This window comes from Proteus sp. PR00208, from assembly GCF_016238545.1.
Lineage (GTDB): Bacteria > Pseudomonadota > Gammaproteobacteria > Enterobacterales > Enterobacteriaceae > Proteus.
In genome coordinates this window covers 1-23124 of record NZ_JAEHQE010000003.1, presented here as the reverse complement: position 1 = coordinate 23124, position 23124 = coordinate 1, and the positions used below count along the sequence as shown (strand labels likewise).

General features: G+C 37.1%; 21 protein-coding genes and 2 pseudogenes. 12 read left to right on the top strand and 11 right to left on the bottom strand.

Annotation, left to right across the window (positions count from 1 at the left end):
- Window positions 1-89: 89 nt before the first annotated feature.
- The 3 genes from rluB to rnm form a co-directional block, all read right to left on the bottom strand.
- Complete coding sequence (rluB, locus tag JEP36_RS03635) at window positions 90-1013, bottom strand: 23S rRNA pseudouridine(2605) synthase RluB (RefSeq protein ID WP_088495702.1); 924 nt, start codon at window positions 1011-1013, stop codon at window positions 90-92.
- A 434-nt stretch (window positions 1014-1447) separates the two neighbouring features.
- Entirely contained in the window at window positions 1448-2068 is a 621-nt protein-coding gene (locus JEP36_RS03630; RefSeq protein WP_023582284.1) for an L-threonylcarbamoyladenylate synthase, read from the bottom strand.
- A 24-nt stretch (window positions 2069-2092) separates the two neighbouring features.
- Window positions 2093-2953 carry an RNase RNM gene (rnm, locus tag JEP36_RS03625; RefSeq protein ID WP_198619566.1) on the bottom strand — a complete coding sequence of 287 codons (861 nt, stop codon included), beginning with the start codon at window positions 2951-2953 and terminating at the stop codon, window positions 2093-2095.
- Window positions 2954-3259: 306 nt separating this feature from the next.
- Here rnm and JEP36_RS03620 point away from each other — a divergent pair, with 306 nt between their 5' ends.
- The 6 genes and pseudogenes from JEP36_RS03620 to JEP36_RS03590 all read left to right on the top strand — a co-directional run bounded on the left by JEP36_RS03620 (window position 3260) and on the right by JEP36_RS03590 (window position 10415).
- The gene (locus JEP36_RS03620) at window positions 3260-4837 is read left to right on the top strand and encodes an anthranilate synthase component 1 (protein WP_198625589.1); all 1578 of its coding nucleotides are present in this window, start codon (window positions 3260-3262) and stop codon (window positions 4835-4837) included.
- Window positions 4837-6430 (top strand): annotated as a pseudogene (trpD, locus tag JEP36_RS17715) (bifunctional anthranilate synthase glutamate amidotransferase component TrpG/anthranilate phosphoribosyltransferase TrpD). Before JEP36_RS03620 ends, trpD begins: the two are co-directional and overlap by 1 nt.
- Before the next feature lie 4 nt (window positions 6431-6434).
- Window positions 6435-7790, top strand: coding sequence for a bifunctional indole-3-glycerol-phosphate synthase TrpC/phosphoribosylanthranilate isomerase TrpF (trpCF, locus tag JEP36_RS03605; RefSeq protein WP_198629882.1), 1356 nt, complete (start codon window positions 6435-6437; stop codon window positions 7788-7790).
- 39 nt (window positions 7791-7829) lie between these two features.
- Entirely contained in the window at window positions 7830-9020 is a 1191-nt protein-coding gene (gene trpB, locus JEP36_RS03600) for a tryptophan synthase subunit beta (protein ID WP_036937130.1), read from the top strand.
- The gene (gene trpA, locus JEP36_RS03595) at window positions 9020-9826 is read left to right on the top strand and encodes a tryptophan synthase subunit alpha (RefSeq protein ID WP_198619571.1); all 807 of its coding nucleotides are present in this window, start codon (window positions 9020-9022) and stop codon (window positions 9824-9826) included. Before trpB ends, trpA begins: the two co-directional genes overlap by 1 nt.
- A 274-nt stretch (window positions 9827-10100) precedes the next feature.
- The gene (locus tag JEP36_RS03590) at window positions 10101-10415 is read left to right on the top strand and encodes a BON domain-containing protein (protein ID WP_109372376.1); all 315 of its coding nucleotides are present in this window, start codon (window positions 10101-10103) and stop codon (window positions 10413-10415) included.
- Between the two features lie 673 nt (window positions 10416-11088).
- Here the strand turns inward: JEP36_RS03590 and ompW are convergent.
- Window positions 11089-11736 carry an outer membrane protein OmpW gene (gene ompW / locus JEP36_RS03585; RefSeq protein WP_196571173.1) on the bottom strand — a complete coding sequence of 216 codons (648 nt, stop codon included), beginning with the start codon at window positions 11734-11736 and terminating at the stop codon, window positions 11089-11091.
- Window positions 11737-12169: 433 nt separating this feature from the next.
- On the opposite strand from ompW, the gene JEP36_RS03580 reads away from it, so the two are divergent.
- Window positions 12170-12940, top strand: coding sequence for a YciC family protein (locus tag JEP36_RS03580; protein ID WP_196533244.1), 771 nt, complete (start codon window positions 12170-12172; stop codon window positions 12938-12940).
- Between the two features lie 115 nt (window positions 12941-13055).
- On the opposite strand, the gene JEP36_RS03575 is transcribed toward JEP36_RS03580, so the two are convergent.
- A complete protein-coding gene (locus tag JEP36_RS03575; protein ID WP_198629881.1) occupies window positions 13056-14861 on the bottom strand; it encodes a SulP family inorganic anion transporter in 1806 nt (601 codons plus the stop codon).
- A gap of 309 nt (window positions 14862-15170) precedes the next feature.
- On the opposite strand from JEP36_RS03575, the pseudogene JEP36_RS03570 reads away from it, so the two are divergent.
- Together JEP36_RS03570 and yciA are read left to right on the top strand one after the other, a co-directional pair.
- A pseudogene (locus JEP36_RS03570) lies at window positions 15171-15719 on the top strand (septation protein A); the annotation flags it as partial.
- A 536-nt stretch (window positions 15720-16255) separates the two neighbouring features.
- Entirely contained in the window at window positions 16256-16687 is a 432-nt protein-coding gene (gene yciA, locus JEP36_RS03565) for an acyl-CoA thioester hydrolase YciA (RefSeq protein WP_006536988.1), read from the top strand.
- Between the two features lie 146 nt (window positions 16688-16833).
- Here the strand turns inward: yciA and tonB are convergent, their stop codons facing one another.
- Both tonB and JEP36_RS03555 read right to left on the bottom strand, forming a co-directional pair.
- Entirely contained in the window at window positions 16834-17547 is a 714-nt protein-coding gene (tonB, locus tag JEP36_RS03560; protein ID WP_160230327.1) for a TonB system transport protein TonB, read from the bottom strand.
- Window positions 17548-17659: 112 nt separating this feature from the next.
- On the bottom strand, window positions 17660-17842 hold the full coding sequence (locus JEP36_RS03555; RefSeq protein ID WP_036913581.1) for a YciY family protein: 183 nt from the start codon (window positions 17840-17842) through the stop codon (window positions 17660-17662).
- A 305-nt stretch (window positions 17843-18147) separates the two neighbouring features.
- On the opposite strand from JEP36_RS03555, the gene cls reads away from it, so the two are divergent.
- The 3 genes from cls (at window position 18148) to JEP36_RS03540 (ending at window position 20292) form a co-directional block, all read left to right on the top strand.
- On the top strand, window positions 18148-19608 hold the full coding sequence (cls, locus tag JEP36_RS03550) for a cardiolipin synthase (RefSeq protein ID WP_109372382.1): 1461 nt from the start codon (window positions 18148-18150) through the stop codon (window positions 19606-19608).
- Between the two features lie 95 nt (window positions 19609-19703).
- Entirely contained in the window at window positions 19704-20033 is a 330-nt protein-coding gene (locus JEP36_RS03545) for an HI1450 family dsDNA-mimic protein (protein WP_375165166.1), read from the top strand.
- A 61-nt stretch (window positions 20034-20094) separates the two neighbouring features.
- Window positions 20095-20292: a hypothetical protein gene (locus tag JEP36_RS03540; RefSeq protein ID WP_198629880.1), complete on the top strand. Its 198-nt coding sequence runs from the start codon at window positions 20095-20097 to the stop codon at window positions 20290-20292.
- Between the two features lie 88 nt (window positions 20293-20380).
- On the opposite strand, the gene JEP36_RS03535 is transcribed toward JEP36_RS03540, so the two are convergent.
- The 4 genes from JEP36_RS03535 to JEP36_RS03520 all read right to left on the bottom strand — a co-directional run bounded on the left by JEP36_RS03535 (window position 20381) and on the right by JEP36_RS03520 (window position 22642).
- Complete coding sequence (locus JEP36_RS03535) at window positions 20381-20812, bottom strand: carboxymuconolactone decarboxylase family protein (protein ID WP_198629879.1); 432 nt, start codon at window positions 20810-20812, stop codon at window positions 20381-20383.
- Between the two features lie 186 nt (window positions 20813-20998).
- Window positions 20999-21280, bottom strand: coding sequence for a hypothetical protein (locus JEP36_RS03530; protein WP_198619577.1), 282 nt, complete (start codon window positions 21278-21280; stop codon window positions 20999-21001).
- Between the two features lie 171 nt (window positions 21281-21451).
- Window positions 21452-21907, bottom strand: coding sequence for a GNAT family N-acetyltransferase (locus JEP36_RS03525; RefSeq protein ID WP_198629878.1), 456 nt, complete (start codon window positions 21905-21907; stop codon window positions 21452-21454).
- Window positions 21908-22105: 198 nt separating this feature from the next.
- On the bottom strand, window positions 22106-22642 hold the full coding sequence (locus tag JEP36_RS03520) for an Ail/Lom family outer membrane beta-barrel protein (RefSeq protein WP_198619579.1): 537 nt from the start codon (window positions 22640-22642) through the stop codon (window positions 22106-22108).
- Window positions 22643-23124 lie beyond the last annotated feature (482 nt).

The window sequence follows — 23124 nt, the reverse complement described above, 5'->3', positions numbered from 1 at the left end:
CCATCAAAAAAAGAAGCACTCATAAAAACATGAGTGCTTCTTTTTAAAAATGAAAATTTAATTTGAAATAATAAATAATTATTCGCTAATTACTTTTTATTTCCTGCTGATTGGCGACGACTTGACGCTCTTTTAGCTGGTGATGTTGAAGTGCGAGCAGATACTTTCGTATGACGCTTAACTGCACGACGGATCTGATTCGCTTTGATACGACGTTGATCTTTTTCTACTGCAACTTTTGTTACTGTTTCGTCGTTTAATTCAACTAATTGACGTAAATAGTTGATTTGATCTAATCCAAGTTCAACCCAACCACCACGCGGTAAACCTTTTGGTAAATCGATGTCACCGTAACGAACACGAATAAGGCGGCTGACTTGGACACCAACAGCTTCCCACATACGGCGAACTTCACGATTACGCCCTTCAGTAAGTGAAACGTTGTACCATTGGTTAATCCCTTCACCACCACGATAAGAAACAGAGCGGAATGAAGCAGGACCATCTTCTAATTGTACACCACGCGTTAATTGACGAATTTTCGCATCATCAATTTCACCAAAAACACGGACAGCGTATTCACGCTCAACTTCACGGCTAGGATGCATTAAACGGTTGGCTAATTCACCATCAGTTGTAAATAACAGTAATCCACTGGTATTCACATCAAGACGGCCTACGGCAATCCAGCGAGCACTGTTAAGGCGAGGAAGACGTTGGAAAACGGTTGGACGACCTTGCGGATCACTGCGAGTACACAGTTCACCTTCAGGTTTGTAATAAGCAAGCACACGGCAAACATCTTTTTGTGCTTCACGAATATTTAGAATACGGCCATCTAAGCGGATTTTTGCTGTAGTGGTGACATCAATACGATCACCTAATTTCGCTTTTGTACCATCAATGCTGATACGCCCTTCTTGAAGATAGCCTTCAATTTCACGGCGAGAACCGTGACCAGAACGAGCAAGGATTTTTTGTAATTTTTCAGTGCGTTGCGATTTATCGCTCATGAAACAACCTCATGTGTCGCCTTCACAGGCGTCATAAAAATAGAATTAATTTTTAAAAATCAATTAAATAAAAATAACCCATGTTTATTAAAATAAGAAATAAACACAGGTTTATTGATTCAATAGTGAACAATGTTGATGATTTTTCACATCAACATTGTGATAAATAGTGGCGATAAAATGACGTTGGCAAAACCTTAACGATAGCTTAGCCGTTTGTTCGCAGATCAAGTTATAGTGTTTAACGTTTAAAATACGCGTTGATATAACCGATTTCAAAAACAGACACCGTGATTTTTATCGCAATGTATAAATTTAACACAAGCGATAAATCCCTTCACCTTTTATCTCTTTATCTCGTGATAAATTTCTTCACTATCGAGTCATTACTATCGAGTCATTAACTCCCAATTCAGTTTAATCAGCTAAATGACTTACTGAAATGGCGTAATATCACCCGTACCTTCACGCACGATAACTGGGGTATCTTCTGTTAAATCAATTACCGTTGTCGGTTTTTGTCCTAAATAACCACCGTGGATCACCAAATCAACTTGTTTGCTTAATAAATCTTCGATTTCTTCCGGATCAGATTCAGCAAAATCGTTGCCTGGTAAAATCAGGCTTGTTGACATTAATGGCTCACCAATATTTTCCAACAATGCCAATGCAATAGGGTTAGAAGGAACACGCAAACCTATGGTTTTACGTTTATCATTCATCAAACGTTTTGGTACATCTTTAGTTGCTTTTAAGATAAAGGTGTAATTACCTGGAGTGTTATTTTTTATTAAACGAAACACCACATTATCAACATAAGCGTAATTGGCGATTTCTGATAAATCACGGCACATCAGTGTGAAATTGTGGTTTTTATCTAATTGGCGAATACGACAAATTCGCGTCATTGCATCTTTGTTTTCTAAACAACAGCCAATAGCATAGCCAGAGTCTGTTGGATAAATCACCACACCGCCTTTGCGTAAAATATCAGCACTTTGTTCAATTAAACGAGCCTGCGGATTATCAGGGTGAATATAAAAAAGTTGGCTCATACATCCCTCAATGAATTTCTAATGTTACTCTTGCCATAGCGACCAAACTGGTTCTACACCACTGGGTAACCATAAATTACGCCCCAATTCTATCCACGAGCAAGGGCGATGAAAATCAGAACCTAACGAAGCTTTTAGCCCATAAAGTTGCGCTAATGCTGCGTGCTGTTCTCGTTCTTGTGGTGGTTGTTGGCATTGTGCCACTTCGATTGCATCACCACCAAGTTGTTTAAAATAAAGCGTTAAGCGTTTTAACCACTTAGAGGATAGACCATATCGTCCCGGATGCGCTAATACTGCAACGCCACCAGCCTCATGAATCGCTGTGACAGCGTCACCTATTGAGCACCACTGTGGGGGGACATAACCCGTTTTACCTTTCGCTAAATAACGCTTAAACACTTTATTAACCGAGGCAACATGCCCTTCATTCACGAGAAAACGGGCAAAGTGTCCTCTTGTAACTTGTCCACCATGTGCTAAGGCTTTTGCCCCTTCAAATGCATTTGCAATACCCGCTTTTTCTAATCGCTCACCTATCATTATCGCGCGTGTTTCACGACATTGGCTTTGTGACGAAAGGAGTGCTTTCATTGCATTATGGTTGATATCAATATTCAATCCAACAATATGGATTTCTATATTCTCCCATAAAGTCGATATTTCGACACCTGATATCAGGGTAAGAGGCAGATTTTTTTCTGCAATATAATCATTAGCAGGAGTAATCGCCGCTGTTGTATCGTGATCTGTAATCGCTAAGACATTAATTTGACGCTCTATCGCTCTCTCAACCAATTCTTTTGGTGAAAGCTCGCCATCTGACGCGGTAGTGTGGCTGTGCAAATCATAAATCACTCTTAAATCAGATAGCACTTCTGTCATCGCTTCTCCCTTTTCATCTTAGCAAGGTAATAATTTTTAAAGAGTATGCCATAAAGTACTTGACGAACCCAACGCAATCCAGTTTACTAGTACACAACACGAGCTAGTCTATTAACTTATTGTCTGTCGTTAGCTGTAAGGAGATCTTATGAATATTAATCAACGTCTTATCGCTCTTTGGTGGCGCAATACTCTTTTATGGGCGGTTTGATCTCCTGCTTCACGTCAGTGATATCTAAAACCCGCCTACGCGGGTTTTTTTATGCATTAAAAACAGTTAGTAAAAAATAATATAGAGCGATAATAATGAATACATCACTTGCATTCTCATTTAATACCAAGGCAACGCCACTGCCTTACCACAGCGAACCTGCTTTACTTTTCAATACATTATGTGAAAACAAACATCACACATTATTATTAGAATCTGCACAAGTTGACACTAAAGCAAACTTAAAAAGTTTGTTAATTGTTGATAGCGCATTACGTATCAGCGCAGTAAAAAATCAAGTCACTATTGATGCATTAAGCGTTAATGGACAAGGTTTATTACCTGCATTAAAAATCGCACTAAAAGAAAAAGCGGTCTTAATGCAAGAGAGCGATAAACAGTGTGTTTTTACTTTTTCTTCACCTGCACAAGATATTGATGAAGAGAGCAAATTAAAATCAGCCAGCGTATTTGATGCTTTACGTTTCTTTCTTGCTAATAAAGACACTAAAGATGCTAATGCTATTTTTGTCGGCGGTTTATTTGCTTATGATTTAGTCAGTGGATTTGAACCCATTCCTGAATTAGACACCGTTTTTTCATGCCCTGACTACTGCTTTTATTTAGCAGAACAGTTAATCGTGATCGACCATCAGAATAAAGATAGTCAGTTAATTTCCATTGCTTTTACTGATGATAAAACAGAGTGTCAGCGCCTCACTTTACGCCAATCTGAGTTAATTTCACTGGCTAAACAACCTTTAAAACATCCTATCCGCCGCGCTTTAACAGCAGCAGAATCAACAATACAAGGCAATATGGATGATAAAGGTTATGGCGATATTGTTGAGGCAATGAAAACCTATATTCGTCGTGGTGACATTTTCCAAGTTGTTCCATCACGTCGCTTTCAAGTTGCTTGCCCTTCACCACTTGCCGCTTATCAAGTGTTGAAAGAGAAAAATCCAAGCCCTTATTTATTCTATATGCAAGATGCTTTGTTCACGGTATTTGGAGCATCACCAGAAAGTGCATTGAAATATCAAACAAGCGATCGCCAAATTGAAATCTATCCAATTGCAGGAACTCGCCCAAGAGGACGCAACACAGATGGTTCAATCAATGCAGATTTAGACAGTCGAATTGAACTTGAAATGCGCACTGATACGAAAGAGCTTTCTGAACATTTAATGTTAGTTGATTTGGCACGTAATGATTTAGCGCGTATTTGCCAAGCAGGTAGCCGTTATGTCGCTGAATTAACAAAAGTTGATCGTTATGCTTTCGTCATGCACTTAGTCTCAAGAGTTGTGGGTAAATTACGTGATGATTTAGATATTTTCCATGCGTATCAAGCTTGTATGAATATGGGAACACTATCTGGAGCGCCGAAAGTCAGTGCAATGCAATTGATTGCTCGTTATGAAAAAACGAAACGTGGCAGTTATGGTGGTGCTATCGGCTATTTTACTGGCGCAGGAGATTTTGATACTTGCATAGTTATTCGTTCCGCTTATGTTGAAAATAATATTGCAACTATTCAAGTTGGTGCTGGAATCGTGCTCGATTCAGATCCAAAAATGGAAGCAGAAGAGACACGCAATAAATCACAAGCTGTTATCAATGCCATTTTACAAGCTCACACCAATACTCAAATGCAGGAGGCTTGCTAATGGCGACTATCTTACTGCTCGATAATATCGACTCATTTACTTATAACCTTGTCGATCAATTACGTAGCCTTGGCAATAATGTTGTGATTTATCGCAATAGCGTCGCAGCCGATGTTATTGAACAAAAATTACATGAGCTCGATAACCCGATTTTACTGTTATCGCCGGGGCCAGGAGCACCTTCACAAGCTGGTTGCATGCCTGAACTGTTAAAACGTGTATTAGGCACATTGCCTGTAATTGGTATTTGCTTAGGTCATCAAGCCATTATTGAGGCTTACGGTGGCAAAGTTTCTTCATGTGGAGAGATCTTACATGGCAAAGCGACATTAGCTGAACACGATAACAGCGAAATGTTTGTGAATTTACCTAACCCTTTACCCGTAGCTCGTTATCATTCGCTTTCAGGAGAACAAGTTCCAGAACAACTCATTATTAATGCTTGGTGCGATAACACTGTTATGGCGGTGCGTCACCGTCAACATAAAACCTGTGGTTTTCAGTTTCACCCAGAATCAATTTTAACCACAAAAGGCGCACAACTTTTAGAGCAAACAATCGCATGGGCATTAACTCCTAAAGGAGACGCATAAAATGGAAACTATCTTCAACAAATTATTTAGCGCACAACAATTGACGTTAGAAGAAAGCCAAACACTGTTTAGCGCCATTATTCGCGGTGAGTTAACAGAATCACAATTAGCGGCAGTATTAATCAGCATGAAAATGCGCGGTGAACATCCTCAAGAAATCGCAGGAGCAGCACGCGCATTACTCGAAAATGCACTGCCATTTCCTCGTCCTGATTATACCTTTTGCGATATCGTAGGCACTGGCGGTGATGGTGCAAATAGTATCAATATTTCAACAGCAAGCGCCTTTGTTGCAGCTGAAGTAGGTATCAAAGTTGCGAAACACGGTAATCGTAGCGTATCCAGCCGCTCTGGATCTTCCGACTTATTAGCAGCATTTGGTATCCCTTTAGACAGAAGTGCTGATGATGCGCGCCAATTACTGGATGAAGTGGGTTTATGCTTTTTATTTGCACCTCAATATCACAGTGGTTTTCGTTTTGCAGCACCCGTTCGCCAACAATTGAAAACACGCACGTTATTTAATGTATTAGGTCCATTGATCAACCCAGCGCGTCCGCCATTAGCATTAATTGGAGTGTATAGCCCAGAGTTATTGATGCCTATCGCAGATACATTAAAAGTTTTAGGTTATGAGCGTGCTGCTGTTGTTCATAGTGGTGGAATGGATGAAGTTTCACTACATGCACCTACTCAAGTCGCTGAATTACGCAATGGTGAAATTACACGTTATCAACTGACACCTAGTGATTTTGGTCTTCGCCCTTGTGCCATTACTGATTTAGAAGGTGGTACACCTGAAATAAACCGTCAATTATTAGCAGATTTATTACAAGGAGAAGGAAAAAGAGCACATACCGAATCTGTTGCAGCTAATGTCGCTTTATTAATGCGTTTACATGGGCAAGAAGATTTAAAAATGAATACTGAAGTTGCTATGCACGCCATTTATAGCGGTAAAGCAATAAATCGTGTAACTGCATTAGCAGCGAGAGGATAAGAGCATGACTGTATTAAACGCCATTGTAAAAGATAAAGCTGAATATCTAATTGCACGTAAAGCAAGCCAACCATTATCAGAATTTGTGCACCAAATAGAGCCATCAACACGCTCGTTTTATCAGGCATTAACTCAGCCCAATACTGTTTTTATTTTAGAGTGTAAAAAAGCATCACCCTCAAAAGGTCTAATTCGTGCTGATTTTGATCCCGCTACGATTGCAAAAATTTATCAGCCTTATGCTGCTGCAATTTCGGTATTAACGGATGAGAAATATTTTCAAGGGAGCTTTGATTATTTACGTCAAGTTAGCCAAGCCGGGCATCAACCCGTTTTGTGCAAAGATTTTATTATTGATGAATACCAAATCTATTTAGCTCGTTTTTATCAAGCAGATGCCATTTTATTAATGCTCTCTGTCTTAGATGATGAGCAATATCGTGCACTATCAGCCGTTGCTCATCAATTAAACATGGGTGTATTAACGGAAGTAAGCACTGAAGAAGAGCGTCAACGTGCCATTAATCTCAATGCTAAAGTTATCGGTATTAACAATCGTGATTTGCGTGATCTCTCTATCGATTTAGCGCGTACCCAGCAGTTAAGCCAAGGATTGCCTAAAGATGCAATCGTGATCAGTGAGTCAGGTATTCACACCCACCAGCAAGTTCAAGCGTTAAGCCAATATGCTAATGGGTTTCTAGTTGGTAGCGCCTTAATGTCACAAGAAAATATTGACCAAGCAGTGAGAGCGCTCGTTTTGGGAAAGCATAAAGTGTGCGGGTTAACTCGCACACAAGATGTAAAAGCGGTTTATCAAGCTGGTGCTTATTATGCAGGGTTGATTTTCGCAGAAAAATCCCCTCGAAAAGTGACATTGTCACAAGCACAAGAGTTGATAGCGCAAGCTCCCTTAGCCTTTGTGGGAGTTTTTCAAAACCAACCCATTACGCTTATTTGTGACTATGCTGAAAAACTTAATTTATCTGCCATTCAATTACACGGACAAGAAGATGCTCAGTTTATTGAGCAACTTAGACAAAGAATTCAACCTAGCTGTGAGATTTGGCAAGCAATAAATATGGCAATTCACGCAGATATTTCTCCTGTTTCACACGTTAATAAATATGTACTTGATAACGGCACTGGTGGCACAGGAACAACGTTTAATTGGCAAAAAATTCCTAATACATTACGTGAAAAAGCGTTACTTGCAGGTGGTCTTAACAGTGAAAACTGTTTGGATGCAGTTAAAACAGGCTGTATCGGGCTTGATTTTAACTCTGGAGTAGAGTCGGCTCCCGGCATAAAAGATGCGCAACGTCTGAACCAAGTATTTGCACAATTACAGCTAAACTAAATTTCACAAAAATAAAATTTCAAACAGGATGACATCACAATGAGAAAACTTAACCCCTACTTTGGCGAATTTGGTGGCCAATATGTACCTGAAATCTTAATTCCTGCATTGGATCAACTCGAACAAGCTTTTATTGATGCGCAAAACGATCCCTCTTTTCAGCAAGAATTCCAAGATTTATTAAAAAATTATGCAGGCAGACCAACGGCACTAACCCTTTGTCGTAATTTAACAGAAGGCACGCGAACTCGTTTATATCTAAAACGTGAAGATTTACTGCATGGTGGCGCCCATAAAACTAACCAAGTATTGGGTCAAGCCTTGTTAGCAAAACGTATGGGTAAAACCGAAATTATTGCAGAAACAGGTGCGGGTCAACATGGTGTTGCAACTGCTTTAGCCTGCGCACTGCTTAATATGAAATGTCGTATCTATATGGGTGCTAAAGACGTCGAACGCCAATCGCCTAACGTATTTCGTATGCGCTTAATGGGTGCCGAAGTGATCCCCGTTCACAGTGGTTCATCTACCTTAAAAGATGCGTGTAATGAGGCATTACGTGACTGGTCTGGTTGTTACGACCGCGCACATTACTTATTAGGAACGGCGGCAGGCCCTCATCCTTATCCAACCATTGTCCGTGAATTTCAACGCATGATTGGTGATGAAGCCAAAGCACAAATTCTAGAGCGTGAAGGTCGTCTACCTGATGCTGCTATCGCTTGTATTGGCGGTGGTTCTAATGCTATCGGCTTATTTGCATCCTTTATCCCAGAAACTTCGGTGCAACTAATTGGTGTTGAACCTGCGGGTAAAGGTATTGAAACGGGTGAACACGGTGCACCACTGAAGCATGGAAAATTAGGGATCTATTTTGGTATGAAGTCCCCAATTATGCAGACTGATGAAGGACAAATTGAAGAGTCATATTCAATTTCAGCAGGTCTTGATTTCCCATCTGTCGGGCCTCAACACGCACACTTAAATAGCATTGGTCGTGCTGATTATGTTTCTGTTACCGATGATGAAGCCATAGAAGCATTTAAAGCACTTTCTCGCCGTGAAGGGATTATTCCAGCCTTAGAATCTTCTCATGCATTGGCTTATGCATTGAAATTAATTGCACAAAATCCTGACAAAGAGCAGCTATTAATTGTGAACTTATCAGGCCGTGGTGATAAAGATATTTTTACTGTAAACGATATTTTAGCAGCAAGAGGAGAAATCTAATGAGCCGTTATCAAGTATGCTTTGAAGCATTGGCACAAAAACAGCAAGGCGCATTCGTTCCTTTTGTCACATTGGGTGATCCTTCTCCTGAGCTGTCATTACAAATTATTGATGCGTTAATTGAAGGTGGCGCAGATGCATTAGAGATTGGTATTCCCTTCTCCGATCCTCTTGCAGATGGTCCTACAATCCAAGGGGCTAATTTACGTGCGCTTAATGTCGGTGTAACGCCAACAGATTGCTTTGCGCTCTTAACTAAAATTCGTGCAAAACATCCTAATATTCCTATTGGCCTATTAGTTTATGCCAACCTTGTTTTTAGTAATGGCATTGATAATTTTTATAGTAAATGTGAGCAAGCAGGCGTGGATTCTGTCTTGATTGGTGATGTACCTTTACGTGAATCAAAAGAGTTCCGTGAAGCAGCACAACGCGCAAATATCAGTCCTATTTTTATTTGTCCACCTAATGCTGATGATGAACTTTTACAAGAGTTGGCAGCATCAGGTAAAGGCTATACCTATTTATTATCAAGAGCAGGTGTAACGGGTACAGATAAACGTGCAGAACAATCACTAACACATCTTACTGACAAACTAAAAACCTATAATGCCCCTCCCGCATTGCAAGGTTTTGGCATTTCTGAGCCTAAGCAAGTTAAAGAAGCGATTGCCAATGGTGCCACAGGCGCAATTTCAGGCTCGGCAGTGGTTCAAATTATTGAGAAAAATCTTCATCAACCCGATGTGATGTTAAAAGCACTGACGACATTTGTGAAAGAGATGAAGGCAGCTACCCTCGCCTAATTGCTTTAAATACGCTTAGTGAGATCCGCTTTAGAGAAATAATTTGCTATTTTTCTAAGCGGATTACTCTTAATTTATTGTCTATTCAATCCCACTCATTGACTGCTGAAACCGCGATAAACCGCGTTCTCATTCCCTCGTTCATATTCTGAATCAAATAATCTTTTTATCTAAAGTTGGGCGAAATTTTATTTTTTGGTCATACTTTATAAGGTACTTTATATTTTCTTTTCGGAAATACTCAACCAATAATGTAATTACAAGGAGTTTGATGATGAAACTATGGGCAAAAATCTCCGCTGTTATGGCAGCATTACTGATGGCATTAACTTTATCTGCATGTTCTCCAACTGCAACATCAGAGGGTACTGGGGGATATTTTGATGACTCCGTGATCACCACTAAAGTGAAAACAGCGCTAATTGGTGAAAAAAATCTTAATTCAACACAAATCAGCGTTGAAACATTTAAAGGTAAAGTTCAACTAAGTGGTTTCGTCTCTTCTCAAGCAGATGCCAATCGTGCCATTGAAACAACACGTAAAGTAACAGGTGTAAAAGGGGTTATAAACTCAATGGTTATTCGCTGATCCGCTTTTATTCTCGTCTTCCTTTAGTCCTAATTTTCTAGACCACTTCGGTGGTCTTTTTTTGTCCAAGACTTTTGTCTTAATCATTTAATCTTTCATAAAGTAGATCAATTTTTGCAAAAAAAACAAATAAGCTAAAAAGTGTCTATTTTTATTCCACGCCAGAATTAGCTCACAAAAAGAACAAATCAGAAATATTACTAATCATTTTGAGATTATAAATTACCCACCTTATTACTCTGAATATCTCCTATGTTGATATCATTTTATTCTTTTTCTATTTTCTTCTATCTATTGATAGATAAAGCCGTTTTACTCAATTTAAATACAAAGATGCATTTTAAATACATCAATAAAATACACTCTTTTACTTATTAAAATGTCAGCAATTTTTAATAAATAAAATCACACTTTTTTTATTTTGATAATATCAATAAATAAAAGATGCATATTGAATACATTTTAATGGATATCAAAATGCTAAATGTCTTATTTCAGATGTCTATTTACCTATTTAACTCTGCTTTTAATAACTCATAATGTAGGTATTAAGAATAAAAAAGAAGCTGTATATAATCTAGAAATGAAAGATTTTTAGCAAATTAAAAAGATAAAAAAAGCGAAGAGAAACTTCGCTTTTTCATTATGAGATATTCTTTTAAAGAAAGAATAATTAGAAACGGTAACCCACACCAAACATAAATACGAATGGGTCTAAACGTGTTTTAACGTCAAAATCTTTATCAGCAACAGTGCTATTAAATCTTGCTTTTGTTTCGATGTTCATCCACCAAACAGAAGCATTCAGCATCCAGTTTTTATCAAGGTTATAATCTAAACCTGCTTGTGCCGCAAAGCCCCATGAATCCTTAAGATCAAGACCATTTAAGCCTAAACCATCTACAGCAGGGTTATTATTAAATTTCTCATCAAAGAAAGTGGTAAAGTTAAGACCTGCACCTAAATAAGGACGTAATTTATCTTCGCCATTACCGAAGTAATATTGTGCCATTAATGTTGGTGGCAAATGTTTAACTTTTGCAATCTCACCTACACCTGTCAATGAAATTTTATGTTCAAAAGGCGTAGCTGCTAATAACTCAACACCGATATTATCAGTGATCATATACCCGAAAGTTAAACCTAATTGGGTATTATTATTTACTTCAAAATGGTCGCCACCTAATATTGCATCAGAACCCGCATTAGGACGAACTGTTGCAGTACCTGCACGGAATAAAAAATCACCTGCTTGGTGAGCAAAAGAAATAGAAGGCGCAAGAGTTGCAGCCGCTAAAATAAGCGCAGAAAGTTTTTTCATTATTTAACCCATTCCTGTAATAAGTAAAATCTCCGCTAAAAATATAACCATTTATTGGTAATTATGATCTAATGCCGATCACAACTTTGGAATTATTTTTGCAGAAAGTGTTATTTCTCTTTTTATTATTTATCAATACTATTATTTATAATTGATCCACATCAAATTTCCCATTAATACCATTTTTTCTTATAATTAAATTTATTATTACTATTATTTTTTGAATAAAAAATACCCTAACAAGCCTTATTTGAAAATAAAGTTATCTTTGTGTTAAAAATATGTTTTATTTAATTTAAATGATAAGTGTAATTCGATTATTCGCATCTAGAAAAACGTGAAATAAGAGGATCGAGATAAAATATCCCTTTTTGCTGCTGTAAAAGGTACAATAGCGCGCATTGACACAGTCTATTTTTATAGGAGCAGTTTCATGCCTACCACGGCACGCACAATCTACCGAGACAGTCTTAATTTTTATAAGAATGAACGACGTAGCATTGTTACTCTTTCCGCTATTCTTGCCATTATTTTAGCGATCATTCATGTCTTCATTGGCCCTAATCCTCAAGAGTACCAATTGATGATTGAATTTGTGGCTAATTTTAAAAATACACAGCTTTCTTCAGCCTCTCCTGCTGAGTTAGAAGCAATGTCAAACAGTGTCGTGGGTATTGCCAAAAAAGTGTTATCACTGTATGCATTTGAAACATTACAGCAAAGCATCTTGGTTCTAACCTTATTGATGTTCGCTACGGCGATTTCCACAGGTCATAACGTCACCTTAGGTCAAACATTTAATGCGGCTCTACCTCGCTTACCTAAAATGTTCCTATTGATTGTGCTGTGCTCTATTTTGATTAGCGCTGGTTTTATGGTGATGATTATTCCTGGCATCATTTTATTAATTGGTTTTGCATTAGCGCCCGTTGTTTTAGTACGTCAACAAAATATGGGAAGTGCAATACGTTTGGGTTGGAAAGTTGGATTTAGTGAATCGGCTGCGCTTATTCCTGCTTTAGGTATTTGGATCTTATTGCAGTTCGGCATTGGTTTTGTGAGTAATCTTACAATTCAACTACCTGATGTTATCCATAACTTCTTATTCTACTTCCTAAAAAATATGGCTTCGGCTTGGATGATTATTTATCTGTTCCGTTTGTTTATGTTGGTTGAAAACAAATACACAACGCAACAGCGTTAATCTATTCAAAGATTCAAAGCATTATCATTACCTATAAAAAATCCCGTGTATAAGCTAATCACTTATCACGGGATTTTGTTATTTATTATGCACCAATGAAGTTTAGCCAATACACTTAGAGAGTAGATGTATGACTCGTTGTTGGCGCATCTACTGTATTCTCATCATTATTTTCAGAGTCTTGTTTTAGCGCCTCTTTTCTTGCTTCTTTCTGTTTTTCTTTGATCTGCTGTCGGCTTTGATACAGGCGGATCACAAAATAGAGATCTGGGGCAATAATCAAATCATCTTCATTGAGCGAAATTTTATTTCGTTCTATCCAACGATTTAATTCCGTTCTGCGCCCCGCTAGAACCAATTTAACGCCTTTTATTCGTAATTCTCTTATTAACTCATCAATGGCAGCAAATACGCTAACATCATCATAAGTAAAGCTTACAGCAGCATCTACCGCTAACCATGCTGGTCTTTGAGGTGCGTTATCAACCAGTTGTAGTACTCGTTTTTTAAAATAACCCACATTAAAATAAGTCAGGGGTGAATTAAAACGGTACATCATTAAACCATCAATAGGCTCAATACCATTATCCTTATTCATTGAATGGACCATTCCTTGTTCATCAACACCCAATAACTGATCGCTAGGTCGAAAAACAATACGTAAGAATTGTAATAGGCCTAATAAAACCGCAAAACCAATACCATTAATAAGACCTGCCAATAACACAGCTAATAATGTAAATGATGCCAATGTAAATGCTTGTTTATTACGCTTACGATAAGACCAAATATGACGAATACTAAGCAGTGACCAAGAAGAAACTATCAACACTATCCCTAACGAAGACAGTGGAATATAAGCAAGAAAATCGGTCATAAATAGCAACACGAGCAAAATCATCAATGCGGCAATAATAGAAACTAACTGCGTTTTCCCCCCAACGGAGTCATTGACCGCTGTACGACTACTTGCCGCACTTACAGCGAACCCTTGAGACAATGCGGCGGCAATATTGGCAATACCTAATGCTTTTAATTCTTGGTCTGCATCGACATCATAACCATTTTTGCTGGCAAAACTGCGGGCTGTCATCATAAAACTCACAAAGCTAATGACAGCCAAGTTTATGGATGGAACTAATAATTCTCGTAATACACCAGGATGAAATCCACTCATCGAGACTACTGGCAGAAATAGATCAGCATTCCCAGCCTCTTTATTCACGATAGCAATACCAAAGCTTGCCAAATCAAATTGCCAACTCAAATATGTCATCATAACCATGGCAATTAACGGTGCAGGCCATCGGCTACGAAAATAACGAATCCCTAATAATAAGGCTAATGTTACAGCTGACATTAATACTGTGGGCAAATGAGCATCCATTAATCGAAAAGGAACTTCCATGAGTTTTTCGATTAAGTGATCTGGGGAAGTATCAAAGCCAAAGACTTTGCTAATTTGCCCGACCATAATGGTGATCGCAACACCATTTAAAAGCCCTTGAAGAATGGGACGAGAAAGAAAATCAGTAAAAGCCCCTAATCTAAAATGGCTGGCTAAAATACACCAAAACCCCGTCATCGCTGTCATGATAATCGCAAGTTGCCATCGAGTATTTTCATCACCAGCAGATAGTGGAATGACGACCGCAGCAATAACGGCACAAGTTGCAGCATCTGGCCCCGTAATTAACTGGCGAGAAGTACCAAATAACGCATAAATAATCATGGGGAAAATACAGGCATATAACCCAACAATAGCGTTAATACCCAATAATTCGGTATAAGCAATGGCGACAGGTAATGCCACGGCAGCAACAGAAAGGCCCGCTTTTAAATCATAGCCAAAATATTCACGCTTATAGTTAAACAATAAGCCTAATCCTGGCATCCATTTTATTAGTCTTTTTCCGATCATTGATTTCCTCTTATCAGAAATACTTTTTTATTTATGCATTCATCAAAAAGTAGCGGATGAAAATGATGAGTATATGAATCATATACTAGTGTAATATTTAAATCCTCCTTCATAATTCAAGCTTAAGTTTTAATTTTACATAAATGCAATTGCGTTGATTTTTCATTGAGTTATTTCAGATAAAACTAGGTTTTTTTGTACAAATTAACACTCTGTCGTTAAAGATATGCAATTGTTTACCCATTTTCTGTCGCTTTGCATTAGAATAGCCAAGTTTATGAATTTAATTACCATAGGTTCCTATCTGTTATGAAAAATGGCTGGCTTAAGCAATTACTTGATTTTGCTCCACTATTAGTTTTTTTTATCTTCTATAAATGGCAAGATATTTTCTATGCTTCAGGTGCATTAATTATCGCGACGTGGATCTCAGTCGGTTTAACATGGCTTATTTTCCATAAAGTAGAGAAAGCGCCGCTCATTACCGCTGTGGTTGTCACTATTTTTGGTTCATTAACCCTATTTTTCCATTCTGCTGATTTTATTAAATGGAAAGTGACGGCTATTTATGCCATTTTTGCTATCGTTTTAATTGGTATGCAGTTATTTACGCCAAAAACGTTAATGGAAAGAATGTTAGGCAAAGAACTCGCTATGCCGCCTGCAAATTGGAAGAAACTCAATATTGCATGGGTGGTTTTCTTTTTTGCTTGTGCTCTTGGTAATATTTATGTGGCATTTTCTTTGGCGGAAGAGACTTGGGTTAATTTTAAAGTCTTTGGCTTAACTATTTTAACCTTTATCTTTACTATCGCCAGTGTGGTTTATATCTGGAATAACCGTTTACCAGAAGAACAAACTGAAAATGAAGCTACAGAAAATAGTGAACACAAATTATCAGATAATATGACAAAGCAAGCATCTAAACCGACATCACACGATGCCCATTCAAAATCTGAATAATTATTTTTATTTTATTGGGAGATATGTGCTCTAAATAATTTAAGTTGTAGCTATTAAAGTATAGCCTGCAGATACTCTAAATAATTTAAGTTGTAGCTATTAGAGTATAGCCTGTAGATACTCTAAATAATTTAAGATGTAGCTAGGCGACAAGTGAATGAGACGCTAGGAGCATACATTAGTATGTGACTAGTGCGAATGAACGAAGTCAACAACGCTACAACTTGAAGTATGACGAGACTCTTACTCTAGATAATTCGAGGTGTAGCTAGGCGGCAAGTGAATGAGACGCTAGGAGCATACATTAGTATGTGACTAGTGCGAATGAACGAAGTCAACAACGCTACAACTTGAAGTATGACGAGTAAACTTGATGTATACGAGTAAATATCTCCTTGGTTTAAACATTATTTTACAGATACTTTATTTCCATGACTGAACAACAATCTTTGCCTAATGGTGAGCTCGTTTTACGCACCCTTGCCATGCCTGCTGATACTAACGCTAATGGTGATATTTTCGGTGGCTGGTTAATGTCTCAAATGGACATCGGTGGTGCAATTTTAGCAAAAGAAATTGCGTTAGGTCGTGTCGTTACTGTAAGTGTAACAGGCATTACCTTTCTTAAACCTGTTGCTGTTGGTGATGTCGTTTGTTGCTATGCGCGTTGCTTAAAAACGGGTAACTCTTCAATTACTGTTAATATTGAAGTATGGGTTAAAAAAGTCGCCACAGAACCTGTCGGCCAACGCTATCGTGCAACAGAGGCTGTGTTTACCTACGTTGCCGTTGACGAGAACAATTCTGCTCGTCGCTTACCTGAGGGTAAAGCTCACTTCACGCTAACAAGTACTATGGAATAAAACGCCATTACGACAATTCGATTACGACGCTAATAGCGTGAAAGCATTAAAAATTGAATACTAAAAAAGGCACTTATTAAAGTGCCTTTTATTTATCTGGTATCAAATAGGGATATCGCTTTGTTTAACGGCTAACTTTATAAAAATTAGCTTGCTGACACCCCTGTCATTTTGAACTCAATGAGAACCACTTTTCCTTTATAAGGAATTTTTTCATAACGCCATTGACGCATCGCTCTTTTAACATCTCTTTCAAATACATTCTTAGGATCAGCAGAAAGTATTTCTACATTATCTACTCGCCCATCAGCATCAACATCAAAACGTACTTTTATAGATCCTTCAATACCCACGGCTTTTGCTCTCTGAGGATATTCAGGTAAACCTTGGCGTACTGCATTGGGTACTTTGCCTTCACCACTGCTTGCCACGGCAACCGGTTTTTCATCGCCTTTATCACTTGGCTTTGCCGTCGGGTTAAGATTTTTGAGATCATTACCTTTATTAACAACTAAAGGTTGTGGTCGCTCAACAGGCGGTTTCGGTTTATCCACAGGTTTTGGTTTAGGCTTAGGTTTTGGTTCTGGTTTTTTCTCTATTGGTTTTTCGATAATAGGTTTTACATCAGGAATAGGTTCTGGCTCGGGTTCTGGCTCAACAACTGGCTCAGGTTCTGGAGGAGTGACTTCTTCAACCACAGGCTCTGGTTCGCCTGCTGGCTCATCTGCCGCAAATGCCAACATCTGTATAGAGATAGGCTCAGGTGTAACTGGCTTATCTTCTACAACATATAACATCGCAGCCGCAACAAGTGAGGCATGTAGACAAAGTGATATGAGTACCCAAAGCTTCCAACGCATAACTGATCTTATTTCACCTAAAGAAAAAATATGCCCCTAGTTTAAATGCAAATAGCAATCATATTCAATAACGTTTAACAAAATGATTGATATTAACTGTTAAAAAGTGAAATTATGAGTTCCATTCTATGTGTTGTACAAATAAAAGTGCTCTATGTTTTCTAGAAGTATCAAGTTTACGCAGTTTATAAATTCGGAAATTACGACGAGATTGCCCTTCTAACCATCGACGACGTTTACGTATAGCTTGTCTCATCATCCGCCAACGAGCTACTTCAGTCCTACTGTGTCTCATGCTATCAGCACCTATTTTTTCGAATAAGTGGACTATTATAAGACGTTCATTTTGTGATCCAAGGGGTGATTTATGATTTGCTTGAATTTCATCCATTATTTAAGCATTTCTCACAAAGAAAAAATGAATAAAGAGTTGTATCTTATTGCTTATTTGATGCTTATCTCTTAAGAAAGAGATTTGACAGAGATAATAATCCTGATTTAATAGCAACATTCGGCAAATAACAAAAATAATGAACTATTTTTAGTAAATTGCCTTCAGCTTATCCATGCAATTCATTTTCAACGGAAAATAGCTCTACTATGACAACATTTTATACTGTATTAAGTTGGCTAACCTTTTTCTTCTATTGGCTATTAATTGCGGGGGTCACATTTCGTGTCCTAATGCATCGACGACCAGTTACATCAACAATGACATGGTTATTGATCATCTATATTCTGCCATTAGTCGGGGTTATTGCGTATTTTGCTTTTGGTGAATTACACCTAGGAAAACGACGCGTTGAACATGCTAAACAGATGTGGCCTTCTGTTGTTGCGTGGCTTGAAGACTTGAGGAAATGTAAGCATATTTTTGCTACAAGTACGAGCGATATTGCGACTCCTCTTTTCCAATTAACCGCTAAACGCCAAGGTATTAAAGGTGTTAAAGGTAACAAAATTGAACTTTTAACCACCTGTGAAGATTCACTAAATTCAATTACACGCGATATTAATAACGCTCGTGATAACATTGAAATGGTCTTCTATATTTGGCAATCAGGTGGTTTAGTCGATGAAGTAACCGACGCCTTAATCAGAGCCGCTAAACGCGGTGTAAAATGTCGAGTTATGGTTGACTCAGCTGGAAGCTGGAACTTCTTTCGTACCAAAGGCCCTGACGCAATGAGAGCCGCGGGTATTGAATTTGTTGAATCACTGCATGTTAATTTATTCCGTTTCTTCTTGCGCCGCATGGATTTACGTCAACATCGAAAAATCGTATTGATTGATAATTATATTTCCTACACAGGGAGTATGAATATGGTCGATCCTCGTTATTTCAAACAAGATTCCGGTGTCGGTCAATGGATTGATATTATGGTAAGAATGGAAGGTCCAGTTTCTACCACATTAGGGATGATTTATGCCTTTGACTGGGAAATGGAAACAGGTGAACGCCATTTACCACCTCCTCCTGATGACAATATTATGCCTTGTGAGCAAGAAAGTGGTCATACAACACAAGTTATCGCATCAGGCCCTGGCTTTCCTGACGAGCTTATTCAGCAATCCTTAATTACAGCCATTTATTCCGCAAGAAAAGAATTAGTGCTCACAACACCTTATTTTGTACCTAGCGATGATCTTGCCCATGCAATCTCAACCGCGGCGATGCGAGGTGTTAATGTGAGTATTATTGTTCCTCGCAGTAATGACTCTTTCCTAGTGCGTTGGGCAAGCCGTTCATTCTTTACAGAAATGCTGGAATCTGGTGTAAAAATATTCCAATTTGAAGATGGTTTATTACATACAAAAAGCGTGATGGTTGATGGACAACTTAGTATGGTAGGTTCAGTTAACCTTGATATGCGTAGCTTATGGTTAAACTTTGAAATCACTGTTGTCATTGATGATGAAGGCTTCGGAAGTGATTTAAGCATTGTGCAATATGATTATATTGCTCGCTCTACAGAATTGACACTAGACGAATGGGAAAAGCGCCCTTTCTTAAATCGTGTATTAGAGCGCATCTGCTATTTCTTTAGCCCTCTGTTATAATCAAGAAGGTAATAAAAATAGGCAATAGAATATTTTGCTAAATGAGCAAAAATGCTATACAAACAACGCGATAATTATTGGAATAATAGACAGGCATTACCATGAATGAACCAACCTTAATCAGTGAAGACGATGCTTTAGAACAAGCTTATGATCTATTTTTAGCTCAAGCAGCTGATAATTTAGATGTTGCAGACCAATTACTCTTTAACCTGCAATTTGAAGAAAGAGGCGCAGCTGAAGTGGTTCCATTAGGTAATGATTGGCAATTTATTGTTGGCCAGCCTGTCACATCAGCCCGTTTTAGCGAAGTGATTATTGGCCTTGCTCCAGACGATGATTCCGATATTGATGATATTTTTGGTCGAGTCCTGATTAGTCGCGATCCATTACAGCCTATGTTCCATATTATTTGGAAATCATAATCACTTAATATTCACCTGCTTATATTTTAGCAGGTGATTTTTTATTTCAGAGAGAAATAAAATGAGTGAAAGTCACTTTATTATTGATACTATTTTTACCTTAGCTTTCTTTGGTGCCTTTTACTGGTATATCTGCGTAGCTATTATTATCATCATGCTCTATACCACAATAAAAACAAAAAAAACGTTATTTCGTATCTTATTTATACTCATTGCTTTATTTTTTGCTTATTTACCTTTCATGCAATACCTCTGGTAAAAATTAAGCAAATAAAATCAAAAGCGCCCTATCAGCGCTTTTCTCTTGATCATTATTTGAGGCATATGATTTGCGTAGGTAATACTAATTACTGACGCAAACTCACAGCGATACGATTAAAGGCATTCATTAATCCAATTGCCAATGTCAGATCACTCATTTCTGTATCTGTAAAATACGCTTTAACCTGCTGATAAATATTATCCTCAGTACTTTTTGCTGAAATATTACTGACCACCTCTGCCCATAGCAATGCAGCTCGCTCTTTATCAGTAAATCGTTCACTCACTTGCCAACCATTTAGTGCATCTAACTTATTTTGAGCAACACCATGATTACGCAACGAATTATTGTGCATCTCTAAACAAAAAGCACAGCCATTGATTTGAGACACTCTTAAATAAACAAGCTCGATTAACGTTATATCCAGTGAACTACCTTCTAGTGCAGTTTTACATTGAATTAAACCAGCATAAGCTTTAGGACTGAGTTTTGGGTAAGATAAGCGAAGCTTTGACATAATTTCCTCTCGATTCACAATAAAGATAAACCCACAACCAACTGTATATAAAAACAGTGATAATATATTCAATTTATAGCGATGGGTTTATCAATTTTGTGGTATTTGCGTTTAGAGGCGATGATCTTCAGTATAAGTAACTTAATTTACGACCTATTCTTTATTAGTTATTACGCGTAATATCTGTTACTCAAAGCATTTAGATGAATGAGCAATAGTTAAAAACATTGTGCCCTCTCTTGTAAGTGTACTGTCTTGTTTTATTGGTGGTGATTTGACCATTCTATCTATTTCAGTTGAAGAAAATTTATTACTTGCTTCATTATAAAAACACAAACATTGATCTTTACTCACATTACTATAGACACTTAATGTATCCATACAATATTCAATAAATTTATTTTCTCTTGATTCAGAGCAAGCGGGTAGTAAAAATAAAGATAAAATAACAATTAAGGCTTTTTTCATAACTATTCCAATGTTGTGTTAGATCTATTTAATTATGAAAAAATTATTTCATTAAAGCAGAAGGTTTATCACGATATAAATCAAACTTGGGTGGATAATTATTATTTGAACAAGATAAAAAGAGAGAACTTTCACTTTTCTCCTTATTTTTTATCTTTAATATTCCTTTATTTAGTATTTATACTTATTTTTATTTAATCTTAAATGTAACAATGGAAAAGGATTGCCTTGTCCATCTAATTCTGAACGCCCTATTTGCTCAAATCCAATATAAAGATAAAAGCCAATTGCTTGAGGATTTTGCTCATTTACATCTAACTCATCAATATGCAGTGTATTTATCGCGAAAGTTGTAAGTAATTTACCACAACCATGCCCTCTAGAATTCGCATCGACAAAAAGCATTTCTAACTTATTTTCTGCTGTGCCTAAGATCCCATGAATAACATTATTATTGTCTATCGCGATATAGGTATTAAGCATAGGAAAATACTGTTCTACAATATCTTTTTTAAGCGAAAAGATAATATCTTCAGATAGAAATGCATGCGTAGCTCTAACTGAAGATTCCCAAACTGCTATCATTTCATCATAGTGTGAAGGTTCTGCTTTTATTACAGTTAACATAATTCTCTCTCCATAAAATATGGCATCTTAAAGATCCTTTATTGACAGTCAAGCACCCCGAATAAAAAACACACATTTAATGTATATTTAATGTGCTTTGATAAGTGAATATCCTACATATAGTGATGCATTTACACTTGTATTCACAAAAAGGCCACATACTGTGACCTTTTAAAAATATTATTTATTAGCTTAAAATTAGAAACGGTAACCAACACCTAATACCCAAGTACCAAATTTTGCATTATCTAATTTTGAGTATTCATAAGATGCATCAATTGCTACGTTTGGGATTGGATTAATTTGTAAGCCTACCCCATAAGCCATAGACGTTTTGCTGTATTCGTCATTAACATAATAATATTTATCTTCTTGGCTAACGTGACCAAGCCCAATTAAACCATATGCACTAAAGTGATCATTAAAACGATAGCTAGGCCCAGCCGTTAATGAAACATAATCAATTTCAGTTGAACCAATTTTTCCCCAGCGGCTATAATAATTATAAGTTAATTTTGTGTACGTCAGTGATCCAATAAAACCCCAATCATTATCAAACTCGTGATTGTATTTAAAGTTAATTCCTTTAGGTTTATCATCGATTTTATAATCACCCAATTTAATTGAGCTCTGAGCATAACCTACGGATAAAGTATTATCTAACGCTGCTTGTGCATTAAAAGAAAGTGTAGAAATAGCTAACAGCGAAGTAGAAAGAAATAAATTACGACTCATCTTTATTCTCTATATAAAAAAGGATAGACAAATGGAACTAAATTAGAATTTAGCTCTCTTATTAAATTGAGTGCAATACTCAATAAAAATTATTGATAAATAATACGTTATTTATAATATTTTATAAAGAAAATCTTATGATTAGAGCTACAATTAAAATACCATTCGCCTCAACAATAAACTTACCTTATTTTTTGCTATTATTAATGGAATATTAAGATCATAACGTTATGAAAAAAGACTAATTTTGATTTATCATTAACTTCAATCGCAGTTTAAATATGATTTAAACCACGATTGACATTCTATTTTTAGAGATAAAAAAATAAAAAACACTCGCTAAGTAAAATTAATTTACTTTAACCTATGGAGCATTGATTAATATTTAATTAAAAGCTTAAAGTAGTATTTAAAATAAATTATTTTATTAATTTTAATAGGTATAAAAAAGCCACCTATAAAGTAGCTTTTTTATACGACTA